This is a genomic window from Dellaglioa sp. CoH-57-MRSF-20, assembly GCF_056781955.1.
On the sequence record NZ_JBXAXV010000002.1, the window covers coordinates 140,012 to 154,721 of the forward strand.

Sequence of the window (14,710 nt, forward strand, 5' to 3'; positions counted from 1 at the left end):
TTAGTTGAAACTTTTTTACTATAACCAATTACTTGGATTGATACGCCATTTATCCAATAATAATTTTTCATCAGAATTAATTTTTTCTTGTTCCTTAGCTACTTTAATAAGTGTTGAATAATTAGTTAATGTCTCAAAAGGTGTTTTAATATCAGCAAAATTTGTCGTACTTGCCGCTAGTTCATAACTAAAAATACCGATGACACCTAGAACATCAGCGCCTTCATTTTTTGCTGCATTAACTGCTTGAATAACACTTCCACCAGTTGAAATGAGATCATCAATTAAAATAGTTTTTTGTCCTTTGATTAATCGTCCTTCAATTTGTTGACCAGTACCATGATCTTTAGGCTTTGTTCTAACATAAATTAACGGTAAATTTAATTCATTAGCAATCCATGCTGCATGGGGTATTCCTGCAGTTGCCGTTCCTGCAATTACCTCTGTATCAGGATATTTTTCACGAATAATACCTGCTATGCCTTTAGCGATTCTAGTACGAATTTCAGGATAACTAATCGTTAACCGATTATCACAATAAATTGGACTTTTTAGTCCACTTGCCCAAATAAACGGCTTCTTTGGCGATAAAGTTACGGCACCAATCTCTAATAAATCACTGGCAACTGTCTCTGCTAAATTCATTTAAGCTTCCTCCCACATTTTTTTGATTGCTTGGTAAGCAGCAAACGGATCTACTGCTTGCGTTATTGATCGTCCGACAACGATGGCGCTACTTTGATTTCTTTTTGCAGCAGCTGGTGTCATTACTCTTTTTTGATCACTTACTGCCTGCCCTTCCAATCGTATTCCAGGTGTGACTGCCAAAAAGTTTTTGGAAGTTGCTTCCTTAATTATTTTAGCTTCTTGTGCTGAACAAACAACACCCGCTAATCCAGCTAATTCTGTTAACTTAGCGTAATTAACGACACTTTCAATTAATGGTCGTTCAACCAATTGTTCCGTTTCTAGTTGTTCTTGGCTGGTAGAAGTTAATTGTGTAATTGCGATTATTTTCGGCATTTTTATTGAGGAATTACCTTGGTCTAATCCATCTAATGCATATTTCATCATTTCAACGCCACCAGCCGCATGGACTGTTGTTAATGAAATACCTAGTCGACTTAAACTGGTCATAGTTTGCCGAACAGTATTTGGAATATCATGACATTTTAAATCAAGAAAAATGTCATGCCCCTGATCAATTAATTCTTCAACAAAACGAGTTCCTTCACTGTAAAACAATTCCATACCAACTTTAACAAATAGTTGTTCATCTTGAGGAAATAACTGTAAAAAATCTGTCGTTTGCATTCTATTCTGAAAATCTAAAGCAATGATAGGTCGATTAATCATTATCTACTCCCCTTAATTTTTATAGTGCTGCTACTGAAAATGACTGGCTTTCTAACGCTTGAATAAGTACATCAACAGTTTGTAAAGATGTAAACAATGGAATATGTTGCATTACTGATATTTTACGCGTTTGATAACCATATGATGCTTTATCGTGATCATCTGATAGTGTATCGATAACAAATTGAACGGTTCCAGTTTGTAACAAATTATTAATATCATCTAATTGTCGGTTAACGCTTAATGCCTCTGTACTGGTAAACGTTTTAATCTGATTATCTAAAAAGAAATCAACCATTTTTGGTAATGTTAAAACTTTGTAACCAAGTAAAACAAATCGTTGAACAAGTGGTAATATAGCATTTTTATTTTTGTCGTTAACATTTACTAATACGGAACCATTACCTGATAAACTAATATTAGCGGCTACTAATGCTTTGCAGAGTGCTTTAGAAAATGTTTGATCCGTTCCCATAACTTCCCCGGTTGATTTCATTTCTGGTCCTAGAAATGGATCAACATCATTCAATTTACTAAATGAGAACACAGGCGCTTTTACATGAACAGAACTAGATTCTGGGTATAAACCATCCTGGTAACCTTGTTCTTGCAAATCATAACCTAATATAATTTTAGTCGCTACCTGGGTCATTTTAATACCTGTTACTTTACTTAAAAATGGAACGGTACGACTGGCACGTGGATTAACTTCTAAAATATAAAGTTCATCTTGATGCACAATAAATTGAAGGTTCATTAATCCCACACATTTTAGTTCAAGTGCAATCTTTTTAGTTGCATTAACGATTTCTGCTTTAATCTTGTCTGATAGATGTTGTGATGGATATACAGCCATTGAGTCGCCTGAATGAATTCCAGCATGTTCAATATGCTCCATAATTCCTGGAATTAAGACAGAAACACCATCACAAATTGCATCTACTTCACACTCAATACCTTCAAGATAACTATCAATTAAGATTGGATGTTGTGGTGCGATTTTAACGTTATTTAGCAAATATAATTCGAGTTCAACCTGATTTTGAACAATCTCCATTGCACGTCCACCTAAAACATAGCTAGGTCTAACAAGAACGGGATAACCGATTTCTGTTGCTCGCTTAAGCACATCTTCTTGTGTTATTGCAGTCTTACCAATGGGTTGTTTTAATCCTAGATGCTTAATCGCTCGGTTGAATGACTCTCTATCCTCAGCACGATCCAAATTGTTAACAGACGTTCCTAATATTTTAATGCCATACTGTTGTAATCCCGCAGCAAGATTAATTGCTGTCTGTCCACCAAACTGAACGATTACACCTAAAGGTTTATCAACATCAATCACATTTAAAACATCTTCCAATGTTAATGGTTCAAAATATAATTTATCAGCGATTGAAAAATCAGTTGAAACGGTTTCTGGATTACTATTCATGATAATTGCTTCATATCCTGCGTCACGGATAGCTCTAACACAATGAACTGTTGCGTAATCAAATTCAACACCTTGACCAATTCTAATGGGACCAGAACCAATAACCATAATTGCTTGTTTTTTACTCTTTAAACTCTCATTCTCATGTTCGTACGTACTATAAAAGTATGGTGTGGCTGATTCAAATTCCGCAGCACAGGTATCAACCATTTTATAAACTGGAATAATATTATTTTCTATTCTAAACTTTCTAATATCCTCCGAAGTTTCGTGCCAAATATCAGCAATAACTTTATCACTAAAACCATGTTTTTTAGCTTCAATAAGGACGTCAATATCTTTAATATTGATACTTAGCGACATTTCAATTTCGACTATGTGTTTTAATTTATCCAAAAAGACTAAATTTATTTTTGTTAGTTTTTCAATTTCTTCAATTGTGTACCCGCGACGTATTGCTTCTGTTAAATAAAACAATCTCTGGTCAGTTGCATTAACCAACTGGTTTTCAAGTTGGGAGTCAGTTGCATTTTGAGCATTATCTAAGCACAAGTAATCTTCATCAATTTCTAAAGATCGAACTGCTTTTAACAAGCTTTCTTCCATATTACGACCAATTGCCATAACCTCACCAGTTGCCTTCATTTGCGTTCCAAGTGAACGATTTGCTCGATTGAACTTATCAAATGGCCAACGTGGTATTTTAGCAACAACGTAGTCCAATGCTGGTTCGAATTCAGCAAAAGTTGTTTTAGTCACTGGATTTAAAATCTCATCTAAATTCAATCCAACTGCTATTTTGGCAGCTATCTTCGCAATTGGGTATCCCGTTGCTTTTGAAGCTAATGCTGATGAACGACTTACACGCGGATTAACTTCTATAATATTATATTTAAAACTATGAGGATCTAGAGCAAGTTGTACATTACAACCACCTTCTATTTTTAAGGCCCTAATTAATTTCAAGGATACGTCTCGTAACATCTGATACTCTCTATCAGATAAGGTTTGAGTTGGTGCAAAGACAATAGAGTCTCCTGTATGAATACCAACAGGATCAAAATTTTCCATGCTACAAACAACAATTGCATTATCAGCGTGGTCTCGCATAACCTCAAATTCAATTTCCTTGTATCCTGCAATACTCTTTTCTATCAAGCATTGTGTTGTTGGTGATAGCTCTAATCCATTAACAACCGTTTTACTAAGTTCTTCAGCTGTTTTACATAGACCACCACCAGTCCCACCCATTGTAAATGCAGGTCTAACAATAACTGGGTATCCTGCAATATCTGCAAATTCTAGCGCACTCTCTAAGGTTTCAACAGTTAGTGATTCCGGAACGGGTTCATTTAACTCTTGCATTAATTGTTTAAATTGTTCACGATCTTCAGCTTGATCAATTGATTTTAATTTAGTACCTAATAATTCAATGTTTAATTCATCTAATATACCTGATTGAGACAATTCCATAGCTAAATTAAGGCCAATTTGACCACCTAAAGTTGGTACAATGGCATCTGGATACTCTTTACGTAAAATACCTGAAACTGATTCTACCGTTAAAGGTTCAATGTACACTTCGTCTGCAACTTCTTTATCCGTCATAATTGTAGCTGGATTGGAATTCACTAAAACAACTTCGTAACCCTCTTCTTTTAAAGATAAACAAGCTTGTGTACCAGAATAATCAAACTCTGCGGCCTGACCAATAATAATAGGACCAGATCCAAGAACCATTATTTTATGGATATCATTTCTCTTAGGCATATTTATTTTCTCCCAACTCGGTTTATCATTTCAATAAATTCATCAAATAAATAATCTGCATCATGTGGACCAGGCGCAGCATCCGGATGAAATTGGACACTAAATGCTGGATCAGTTTTATGTTTAATTCCTTCAACAGACTCGTCATTAATTTCACGATGTGTCACTATCAGTTTATCTGAATCGATAGAATCGCTATCCACCGCAAATCCATGATTTTGTGAGGTGAAATCAATTCGTCCAGTTGCAATTTCTCTAACCGGATGATTAAATCCACGATGTCCGAATTTCATTTTATATGTATCTGCACCGTTTGCTAGTGCTAGTAACTGATGTCCTAAACAAATACCAAAAATCGGAAATTTAGGTTGTATCATTTTGATCATCTCAACAACCTCCGGTAAAGTTTTGGGATCCCCTGGCCCATTCGATAATAGGACACCATCAGGTTGTAAATCAGATATTTGTTTTGCAGTTGCATTATACGGTAAAACAATTACGTTGCAATCACGCTTAGATAACTCTCGCAAAATACTGTGCTTTAACCCAAAATCGACTAATACAATGTTTAATTTTGTTCCAGGATTAGGATAGGGTTTAATCGTTGAAACTTGTTGGACGATATTTTGGTTGAGTACAGTTGCACTCATTGCATCAAAGGCATGATTTAAATCAGCATCGGAATCAATAATGCTTCCTTTCATCGTTCCTACATTTCGTAATTTCTTTGTTAATTCGCGTGTATCAATGCCATATATTCCAGGAATATCCTTCTGTTTTAAAAATTCATCTAAGGTTAATTGTTGACGCCAATTGCTAGAAACCCTAGCAACATTATTAACGATAACGCCCTTGCATGAAGGTTCTATTGATTCATAATCATCCAAATTAACACCATAATTACCAATAATAGGATTAGTAAACGTGATAATTTGATTACTGAATGATTGATCTGTAATCGTTTCTTGGTACCCTGTCATTCCAGTCGTAAAAACGACTTCGCCAGTAGTTGAGGCCATTGCTCCAAAACTAAATCCTTTAAAAATACTTCCGTCTTCTAAAATTAAGAATCGTTTCATGATTTACTCAACCTTTCGACTATCATATTTGATTTCACCGCTAACTAGCGTTAACATTGTTTTCCCATAAATTTTTTGCCCTGTAAAAGGACTATTTTTACCTTTTGAGACATAATCTGCTTCATTAATTGTTTGCTCATTTTTGATATCAAAAATTGCAATATCTGCTACTGAACCAGGCTCAAACGTACCACCATTTAGATTAAACTGTTTGGCTGGCGCTTCACTCATTAGAACAATAAGTTGGGCTAATGTTAAAATCCCTGTTTTAACCATTCTTGTATATAACAACGGAAAGGCCGTTTCACTTCCAGTTATACCAAAAGCGGCATTAAGCATGCTACCGCGTTTTTCATCTTCACTATGTGGTGCATGATCTGTCGCAATCATATCGATTGTGCCATCTAATAATCCCTCGATCAAAGCTAGGCGATCTTCTTCAGTTCGTAATGGGGGGTTCATTTTAAAATTACCATTATCCATATGAATGTCTGAATCCGTTAATAATAAATGATGTGGTGAAACTTCACAGGAAACATTAATTCCATGACTCTTAGCAAGTCGAATTAATTCCACACTTTCTTTTGTAGAAACGTGACACATATGATAGTGAACACCCGTTTTTTGTGCAAGCATTAAATCTCGGGCTAATTGTGATGATTCTACAACCCCCATAATACCAGGTAGCCCTAGATTTTTTGCACGAACACCTTCGTTCATGACGCCACCAAATAATAATGAGTTATCTTCAACATGAGAGACAAGTGGTAAATTAACCTTTACTGCTTCTTTCATTGCAAGATACATTGTTCCAGCTGTCTGAATACCTGAGCCATCATTTGTAAAGGCGAATGCCCCGGCTTTTTTTAATTCTCCAAAATTTACTAATTCTTCAGAAGTTCTACCTTTGGTAATTGCAGCATATTGGGAAATATGTACTTGTCCGTCTTTTTGATTACGTCGCTTTATTTCAGCAAAATGTTCTAACGTATCAGGAACAGGATCTAAATTAGGCATGGCTCCTACTGTGGTAAAACCACCTCGGGCAGCGGCCTGACTTCCTGTCTTAATCGTCTCTTTGTATTCAAATCCAGGTTCCCTGTAATGGACATGAACGTCAATTAACCCGGGTACAACAATTAAATGTTCTGCATCAATAACTAAATCAACATTTAACAGTTCATCAGCTAAATTAGTGCCAATTGCTTTAATTTTGTCGTCTTCAATCAAGATATCTTGTTGGCTAAAACTATGATTCAAAAAAACGGTTCCGTTTTTAATTAATTTCTTCATGCTCTATTAGCCTCCATTAAATGACGTCCGTTAATGACAGCTTCTAAAATGGCCATTCTAACAAATACCCCATTCGTCATTTGTTTTACAAATCGTGATTGTTCACATTCAACTAATTCACTGGCTAATTCTACATCTCTATTAATCGGACCCGGATGCATAATAATTGTTTGTTTTTTTAATTTTTTACCGCGTTCAATACTTAATCCAAATTTTTCATGATAATTCTTTTTCGAAAATTTACTATCATCCGTATGACGCTCATGTTGGACACGTAGCATCATCATAACATCAACTTCACCAACTAATTCGTCCATTTCTAAATACTGACCGTATGCTTCAAATTCTTCAGAAAACCATTCCTTTGGACCTGAAAAGTATAATGAAGCACCTAATTTTTTTAATAATTGCATATTACTTTTAGCAACTCTCGAATTAGTTAAATCTCCTACAATTGCAACTTTTAAGTCTTTAAATGTCCCAAACTCTTCTTTAATCGTCATCATATCGAGTAAACATTGTGAAGGATGTTGTCCACTCCCATCTCCACCATTGATAATACCAACTCCCAAATCATTATCACCAATTAATTGTTGATAATATTCATTCTCAGGATGGCGGATAACTGCGATTTGAGTCCCAATAGCACCCATTGTTAAAACAGTATCGTATAAAGTTTCACCTTTACTGAGTGCACTAATACTTGGATTAAATGAGACAATGTTTAATTTCATACGTTGCTCAGCTACTTCAAAGCTACTATGTGTTCTGGTACTATTTTCAAAAAATAAATTTGTTGTAAAGATAGGATGTTTTAAGTTAAATAATGACGGATTTCGTTTAAACTTTTCAGCTCTTTCAATTAATGCTTCAACTTCTTCTGTAGATAGATCCTCGATTGATACTAAATGTTGTAACTGAACTAAATTTGTCTTTTTATCTAACAAAATATCATCTCCTATTATTTTTCGCTTTTAGCTTCTTTAGGTAAAATAAGGTTTAGTGCAATACCTACTACTGTTGCAAGTGCAATACTTGTTAATTGTAAATCGCCTACTTTTAAGTACATGCCACCAATTCCTAACACTAGGATACTGGCAGTAATCATCAGATTATGCTTTTTATCATAATCAATTTGATTATCGATTAAGATTCTTAACCCACTTGAAGCAATAACACCAAAGAGTAGAAAACTAATACCACCAATAACTGGTCCTGGAATACTTTGAATCAAAGCACTAATTTTTCCAACGAAACTAAAGACAATGGCGAAGAATGCGGCGCCACCAATCACCCAAATACTATGAACCTTAGTCATGGCTAAAACACCAATATTTTCACCGTACGAAGTTGTTGGAGGACCTCCAACAAATCCAGCAATAATTGATGATACACCATCACCGAAAAGGGTTCTATTTAGTCCAGGATCCTTGAAAAAGTTTCTTTTCGTTAATTTATTTAAAACCATTATATGACCCATATGCTCAGTCATTGTGACAAATGCGATTGGTGCCATACCAATAATGGCGCTCCAATAAATTTTAGGTTGGTAATTTATAAATGCAACATCGAATGCAGGTAATGTAAGCCAATTTGCCTTTTCTACCGTAGAAAAATCAACGATTCCACATAAGACGGCCATAATGTAGCCACAGACAATTCCTAATAAAATGGGAATTAAACTAATGAATCCTTTAAGATACATATTGAAAAATATTGTAATGGCCAGGGTGAAGATTGCGACCCAAACATATTTAATATCATAAGTACCCGATTTTAACATCGCGTTACTTGCTGCTGTTGTTGCCATAGATAATCCGATGACCATGACAACTGGCCCCACGACAACTGGTGGTAAAATACGATCAAGCCAACCTGAACCAACTTTTCCGATAATAATTGAAACAATCAGATAAACTAATCCAGCTGCAATCGTTCCTTGAGCAACCGCCGGATAACCGGATGTTTTCATTAACATTTGCATAACCGCAATAAAAGCAAAACTTGAACCAAGGTAAGCTGGAATTTTACCATTTGTAATTCCGATATAAACCAAAGTACCTACACCTGAACTAAATAAAGCAATACTTGGGTTCAAACCGACTAGAATAGGTACTAAAACTGTTGCTCCAAACATCGTGAACAAATGTTGAATTGATAATCCCATCCATTGCCCAAATGATGGTCTATCATGGATATCAAGTACAGCATCATCATTTCTAAACTTTTCTTTCATTTTCTCATTTCCTTTCTATATAAAAAACGCACCTCTATAGAGAGATGCGTTCGAAGTTGAAATCTAGTTTGGGCCTACGTTATTCCCTAATAGATTTCTAAATCGTTTGCTCTCTCTGGAACATCTTAACGATTTATTATTTAATTCTTTCAATTTCAATTGAGTCTTTGCCATCAATTTCTTCTACTGAAACTGATACTTGTTCATCTGACGAGGTAGGAATATTTTTCCCAACATAATCAGCTCTTATTGGTAATTCTCTATGGCCTCGATCAACAAGAACGGCTAAATTAATAGTTTGAGGTCTTCCTTGATCCATTAAAGCATCAAGTGCAGCTCTAATTGTACGTCCAGTATATAAAACATCATCAATTAATATAACTTGCTTACCTGTAATATCAAAATCAATTTGTTCACCTTGCGTATTAACAGTTGGTTCATTACCTAAACTTGCATCATGTCGGTCATCACGATAAAGTGCAATATCTAGTGAACCCACTGAAACATCAGCACCTTCAAGTTGTTTTAAGCGATCCGCAATTCGTCTTGCTAAATAGATGCCTCTTGTTTTGATTCCAATCAGTACCAGATTATCAATACCTTTATTCTTTTCAATAATTTCGTATGTCATTCTGGTTAAAGCACGTTTCATACCTAACGAATCTACTACTTCTTTTGCCATCTAGTATTCCTCCTTTTTTCCAATAAAAAAGCCCCCTAATCTAAAAATACTTAGACTAAGAGGCAGACTTCTAGAAAAGAAATCTATTCGCACATTACCTTTTAGTCTCACAGGACTATTTTAAAGGAACTTTATTGATTTTCATGTTACCTGATAGCGTTTGTTTTGTCAAGATAATCCAGCGTACTTTTAAAAATAGGTGGGATTGGTACTTCAAAAATAAGCTCTTTACCCGTTGTTGGATGCTTAAATCCAAGCTTAGCTGCATGTAAAAATTGACCATGCCCTTTAATTGTTTTACGTGACCCATATAAGGGATCACCTACAACTGGGTGCCCAATATATTGCATGTGAACACGAATTTGATGTGTACGACCTGTTTCTAACTGACACTTAATAAGTGAGTAGTTTTCATAATTTTTTTCCACTTTAAAATGTGTCACTGCTGGACGTCCATCTTTAACAACCGCTTGCTTCATACGATCTTTTGGTGAACGACCGAGTGGTGCTTTAATAATTCCTGATTCTTCTTTAATCGGTTGGTGTACTAAAGCAATATATTCACGAATATTCGTTTTTGCTTTCAATTGAGCAGCTAATGATTGATGTGCTTTATCATTTTTAGCAACCATTAAAAGTCCAGAAGTATCCTTATCAATTCGATGAACAATTCCTGGTCTAAAGGCACCATTAATTGTTGATAAAGGACTATGGAATAATAATGCATTAACTAATGTACCATCTGCATGCCCCGGTGATGGATGAACAACCATACCTTGCGGTTTATTCACAACAATAACATCATCATCTTCATAAACAATGTCTAATGGGATATCTTGTGGTATTAAATCTAACTCAACTGGTTCAGGTTCTACTAAATTAATTTTATCTCCTGGTTGGACGGCATATTTAGTCTTTTCTGTTTTACCATTAACTAAAATATCGCCACTTTCAATCCAGCGTTGTACTTTTGATCTAGATATTTCAGGCATTAACTTCGCAATAACCTTATCGAGACGTCCTGTCTCATCTTGAATTACTAATTCTGTCATTTATCGTCTTCCTTTAAAACAATTATTAATAAAATGATAACGCCAACTGTTAACGCAGTATCCGCCACGTTAAAAATTGGAAAGTTAACAAAATCTGTTTGAAACATATCAACAACATAACCAAATCTCAATCGATCAATAAAGTTGCCTAATGTTCCAGCAATCATCAATGTAATGCTGAACTTATAGCCCATGTTTGTTCTATATTTATAAAAGTAATAAATCATTAATCCTAATGCTAAAACAGAAACAATAAAAAAGAACCATTGTTTTCCAGCCAGTAAACTCCAAGCTGCACCATCGTTTCTAATATTAGCAATCGATAAAAAATTAGGTATAACTGTTTGACTCGTGTTCAACGCAATATTAGCTGAAACCACGTATTTCACTACTTGATCTACAACTAAAATAATTATTGCTAATAATGCATATAAAATCATATTAAATCCTCTTAATTCTTAATTAATATAACCCTGAAATTAGGCCATTATCGTCAATATCCATATGATTTGCAGCTGGATCTTTAGGTAATCCAGGCATCGTTAGGACATTTCCAGTTAGTGCAACTAAGAAACGCGATCCTAATTTAGGATTAAATTCACGTATATGAATTGTAAATTCCGTAGGTGCTCCTAACAGTTTAGCATTATCTGACAATGAATACTGTGTTTTTGCCATACAAATAGGTAATTTATCCCATCCCAATTCTTTAAACTGACGTAATTGCTGTTTTGCTTTAGGTGCATATTCAACTTTAGCGCCACCATAAATCGTTTTAACAATTTTTTCAATTTTAGTTTCAGCAGAATCATCAGCCTCGTACAATGCTTTAAATTCATGAATCTCATTCGTTGTTTCAATCACCTTTTTTGCTAAATCAAGAGCACCGGCACCACCTTGTCCCCAAACATCTGCAGGTATAGCGGAAACACCAATTTCAGAGGTAAGTTCAATCAAAGTTTGGACTTCAAGATCTGTATCAGCAGTAAACTTGTTAATAGCAACAACAACTGGAATGCCATAACGCTGCATACTTTCAACATGCTTCTTTAAATTAACAAATCCTGCTTTTAAAGCAGCAACATTTTCAGTATTCAATTCAGTTTTAGCAACTCCGCCATGCATTTTCAAAGCGCGGATTGTAGCAACAAGAACAATTGTATCAGGTGTCTTACCTAAGATTGGTGTTTTGATATCAAGAAATTTTTCAGCACCTAAGTCAGCCCCAAATCCCGCTTCCGTAATTGCATAGTCGCCCAATTGTAAGGCAGTTTGTGTTGCAAGAACACTATTACAGCCATGTGCGATATTAGCAAAAGGTCCGCCGTGAATAATGGCAGGTGTATGCTCTAAAGTCTGAACTAAATTAGGTTTAATTGCATCTTTTAATAACAAACTAATTGCACCAGTTACACCTAAATCAGCAACTGTAATTGGTTTTTTATCTATATTGTATGCTACAACAATATCACTGATTCTTGATTTTAGATCTTTAATATCTTTTGACAAACACAAAATAGCCATTAATTCACTGGCAACTGTAATATCAAATCCATCTTCTCTAGGTATCCCTTGCATTGGGCCACCAAGGCCTACTACAACATGGCGTAATGCACGATCGTTAATATCAAGTACTCGTTTCCAAATGATACGTCTTTGATCAATTTTTAAATCGTTACCTTGCTGAATATGATTATCAATCAAAGCAGCAAGTGTATTATTTGCAGTTGTTAAAGCATGCATATCACCTGTAAAGTGTAAATTAATATCTTCCATTGGGACAACTTGAGAATAACCACCACCAGTTGCGCCACCCTTCATCCCCATAACAGGACCTAAAGAAGGTTCTCTGAGAGCAATCATAACTTTCTCATTCAAACGATGCATAGCATCCCCTAAACCAACTGTTACGGTTGATTTACCTTCTCCAGCTGGAGTGGGACTAATTGCTGTAACGAGAATTAACTTAGAATTTTTATTTTTAGGTAAATCTAAAGGTAAGTTTATTTTTGCCTTAAAATTACCATATGGTTCAATATCAGTTTTTTTCAAACCAATCTCGTTAGCTACTTCTTCGATTGGTTTCATCACGTTTTTTTGTGCAATTTCTATATCGTTCAAATTGATCATCCCTTCATATTAAGTTCTTTTAAGTATAACTGAGAAAACTGCGATTGTCATTAGTTGCACTACTGGTTAAAGTTACCTATACTGTAGAAGTACTTAAACTTTACGACCAATTTTGGGAGGCGTTTGATATGGAATCTGGCATTGTTGAATGGTTTAGCGCACAAAAAGGTTATGGATTCATTGCTTATGGTGATGAAAAAGAGATATTTGTCCATTATACCGCTATACAATCTGACGCATTTAAAGTACTTGGAACTGGTCAAAATGTAACATTTGAAATTAAAGAAGGTAGCCGTGGTTTACAGGCCGCAAATGTTTCAATTGTCACTAATTAATCTGTCATAAACTCATAAAACGTTCATGCTTACTTGTACTATAAGTAAACATGAACGTTTTTTTATTTTAGATTCGCCCTATAACCAATATCCATTCTGTAAAATGTTTTGTGTGCTTCAAAATCAGCAATTAACTGATAAAGTTTCTGTTGTGCATCTGCCATGTCTACGCCTGATTCATGCATAATATAAATGCGTCCACCTGCACTAACTAATTTCTTATCAACTAATTTTACACCTGCAAAATCAATTCTGTTGGAAAGTGACTTAAAGTCACTTAAATTGGGTAATGTAATATTTTTTTCAGGATTTTCTGGATACCCATCAGCGGCAATAACGACACCTAGAGTGATTCCCTCTGTTTCCCATTGTAAAGATGGACTTTCATGCTGCAATAATTTTGAAATAACTAATGCAAAATCCGTTTTTAATCTTGGTAATACGACTTCAGTTTCGGGGTCGCCAAACCGAACATTGTATTCAATTACTTTTGGACCGTCTTTAGTTAAAATTACTCCCACATATAAAATACCTGTGAATGGAATACCACGTTTCATCATTTCATCCGCTGTTGGCTGAACAATTTTTTCAATTGATTCCGTAACAACATCTTCTGAAATTTGTGGAACTGGACAATATGCGCCCATTCCGCCGGTATTAGGACCATTATCTCCCTCAAATGCCCGTTTATGGTCTTGAGAAATTGGCATCGGATAAACTTTATCTCGATCAATAAATGCCATCAATGAAAATTCTTCACCCTCAAGGTACTCTTCAATTAATACTTCTGTTGTATTAAATTGTTGTTGGACTAAAAATGAACGCAAAGCATCAGTTGCTTCTGATAGATCTTGAGCAATAATAACGCCCTTACCACCAGCTAATCCATTTGCTTTAATAACTATTGGGAATGATTGGTGCGTCATATAATCTAATGCAGTCTGGTAATCGGTAAATGTCTGATAGTTAGCTGTCGGGATATTGGCTGACGCCATAACTTGTTTCGCAAATTCCTTTGACCCCTCTAACTGGGCAGCGGCTTTTGAAGGCCCATATATAACTAGGTTTTCTTCACGAAAAAAATCAGTTATGCCATCTATCAGTGGAATTTCTGGTCCAACAAAAGTCCAATCAATGTCATTTTCACGGACAAAGGTTGTCATGCCAATCCAATTAGTGATATCAATACCCACAGATTTAATCCCGTTGTTATTCATCCCAGGGTTTCCGGGTAAACAGTAAACATCTGAGACAGTATCACTTTCAATAAATTTACGTGCGATGGCATGTTCACGTCCGCCAGAACCAATAACTAAAATTTTCATTATTTAAAATAATCCTT

General features: G+C 35.2%; 13 protein-coding genes. 1 reads left to right on the forward strand and 12 read right to left on the reverse strand.

Annotation, left to right across the window (positions count from 1 at the left end; translation table 11 throughout):
* Positions 1–18: 18 nt before the first annotated feature.
* The 11 genes from pyrE to AC1RPN_RS02520 all read right to left on the reverse strand — a co-directional run bounded on the left by pyrE (position 19) and on the right by AC1RPN_RS02520 (position 13,024).
* Positions 19–645, reverse strand: a complete 627-nt coding sequence (gene pyrE, locus AC1RPN_RS02470; RefSeq protein ID WP_481761315.1) for an orotate phosphoribosyltransferase — start codon at positions 643–645, stop codon at positions 19–21.
* Positions 646–1,359 carry an orotidine-5'-phosphate decarboxylase gene (gene pyrF, locus AC1RPN_RS02475; RefSeq protein WP_481761408.1) on the reverse strand — a complete coding sequence of 238 codons (714 nt, stop codon included), beginning with the start codon at positions 1,357–1,359 and terminating at the stop codon, positions 646–648.
* A 16-nt stretch (positions 1,360–1,375) separates the two neighbouring features.
* Entirely contained in the window at positions 1,376–4,561 is a 3,186-nt protein-coding gene (carB, locus tag AC1RPN_RS02480; protein ID WP_481761314.1) for a carbamoyl-phosphate synthase large subunit, read from the reverse strand.
* 2 nt (positions 4,562–4,563) lie between these two features.
* Positions 4,564–5,640 carry a carbamoyl phosphate synthase small subunit gene (locus tag AC1RPN_RS02485; protein WP_481761313.1) on the reverse strand — a complete coding sequence of 359 codons (1,077 nt, stop codon included), beginning with the start codon at positions 5,638–5,640 and terminating at the stop codon, positions 4,564–4,566.
* A gap of 3 nt (positions 5,641–5,643) precedes the next feature.
* Positions 5,644–6,933, reverse strand: coding sequence for a dihydroorotase (locus AC1RPN_RS02490; protein ID WP_481761312.1), 1,290 nt, complete (start codon positions 6,931–6,933; stop codon positions 5,644–5,646).
* Positions 6,930–7,880, reverse strand: coding sequence for an aspartate carbamoyltransferase catalytic subunit (locus AC1RPN_RS02495; protein ID WP_481761311.1), 951 nt, complete (start codon positions 7,878–7,880; stop codon positions 6,930–6,932). Before AC1RPN_RS02495 ends, AC1RPN_RS02490 begins: the two co-directional genes overlap by 4 nt.
* A gap of 14 nt (positions 7,881–7,894) precedes the next feature.
* Complete coding sequence (locus tag AC1RPN_RS02500; RefSeq protein ID WP_481761310.1) at positions 7,895–9,169, reverse strand: solute carrier family 23 protein; 1,275 nt, start codon at positions 9,167–9,169, stop codon at positions 7,895–7,897.
* A gap of 136 nt (positions 9,170–9,305) precedes the next feature.
* On the reverse strand, positions 9,306–9,851 hold the full coding sequence (gene pyrR / locus AC1RPN_RS02505) for a bifunctional pyr operon transcriptional regulator/uracil phosphoribosyltransferase PyrR (protein WP_481761309.1): 546 nt from the start codon (positions 9,849–9,851) through the stop codon (positions 9,306–9,308).
* A gap of 146 nt (positions 9,852–9,997) precedes the next feature.
* Positions 9,998–10,903, reverse strand: a complete 906-nt coding sequence (locus AC1RPN_RS02510) for an RluA family pseudouridine synthase (protein ID WP_409022551.1) — start codon at positions 10,901–10,903, stop codon at positions 9,998–10,000.
* The gene (gene lspA, locus AC1RPN_RS02515) at positions 10,900–11,343 is read right to left on the reverse strand and encodes a signal peptidase II (RefSeq protein WP_481761308.1); all 444 of its coding nucleotides are present in this window, start codon (positions 11,341–11,343) and stop codon (positions 10,900–10,902) included. The genes AC1RPN_RS02510 and lspA overlap by 4 nt, the downstream gene beginning before the upstream one ends.
* A 22-nt stretch (positions 11,344–11,365) precedes the next feature.
* Positions 11,366–13,024, reverse strand: coding sequence for a formate--tetrahydrofolate ligase (locus AC1RPN_RS02520; RefSeq protein WP_481761307.1), 1,659 nt, complete (start codon positions 13,022–13,024; stop codon positions 11,366–11,368).
* 137 nt (positions 13,025–13,161) lie between these two features.
* On the opposite strand from AC1RPN_RS02520, the gene AC1RPN_RS02525 reads away from it, so the two are divergent.
* A complete protein-coding gene (locus AC1RPN_RS02525) occupies positions 13,162–13,368 on the forward strand; it encodes a cold shock domain-containing protein (protein ID WP_409022794.1) in 207 nt (68 codons plus the stop codon).
* Positions 13,369–13,430: 62 nt separating this feature from the next.
* Here AC1RPN_RS02525 and purD read toward each other — a convergent pair whose 3' ends face one another.
* Positions 13,431–14,693, reverse strand: coding sequence for a phosphoribosylamine--glycine ligase (gene purD / locus AC1RPN_RS02530; protein WP_481761306.1), 1,263 nt, complete (start codon positions 14,691–14,693; stop codon positions 13,431–13,433).
* Between the last annotated feature and the right edge of the window lie 17 nt (positions 14,694–14,710).

What these genes read in the sequence shown, in the direction of transcription:
- pyrE (WP_481761315.1), bottom strand. Translation starts at nt 645, where the DNA reads ATGAATTTAGCAGAGACAGTTGCCAGTGATTTATTAGAGATTGGTGCC.
- carB (WP_481761314.1), bottom strand. Translation starts at nt 4,561, where the DNA reads ATGCCTAAGAGAAATGATATCCATAAAATAATGGTTCTTGGATCTGGT.
- AC1RPN_RS02485 (WP_481761313.1), bottom strand. Translation starts at nt 5,640, where the DNA reads ATGAAACGATTCTTAATTTTAGAAGACGGAAGTATTTTTAAAGGATTT.
- AC1RPN_RS02490 (WP_481761312.1), bottom strand. Translation starts at nt 6,933, where the DNA reads ATGAAGAAATTAATTAAAAACGGAACCGTTTTTTTGAATCATAGTTTT.
- AC1RPN_RS02500 (WP_481761310.1), bottom strand. Translation starts at nt 9,169, where the DNA reads ATGAAAGAAAAGTTTAGAAATGATGATGCTGTACTTGATATCCATGAT.
- pyrR (WP_481761309.1), bottom strand. Translation starts at nt 9,851, where the DNA reads ATGGCAAAAGAAGTAGTAGATTCGTTAGGTATGAAACGTGCTTTAACC.
- AC1RPN_RS02510 (WP_409022551.1), bottom strand. Translation starts at nt 10,903, where the DNA reads ATGACAGAATTAGTAATTCAAGATGAGACAGGACGTCTCGATAAGGTT.
- lspA (WP_481761308.1), bottom strand. Translation starts at nt 11,343, where the DNA reads ATGATTTTATATGCATTATTAGCAATAATTATTTTAGTTGTAGATCAA.
- AC1RPN_RS02525 (WP_409022794.1), top strand. Translation starts at nt 13,162, where the DNA reads ATGGAATCTGGCATTGTTGAATGGTTTAGCGCACAAAAAGGTTATGGA.
- purD (WP_481761306.1), bottom strand. Translation starts at nt 14,693, where the DNA reads ATGAAAATTTTAGTTATTGGTTCTGGCGGACGTGAACATGCCATCGCA.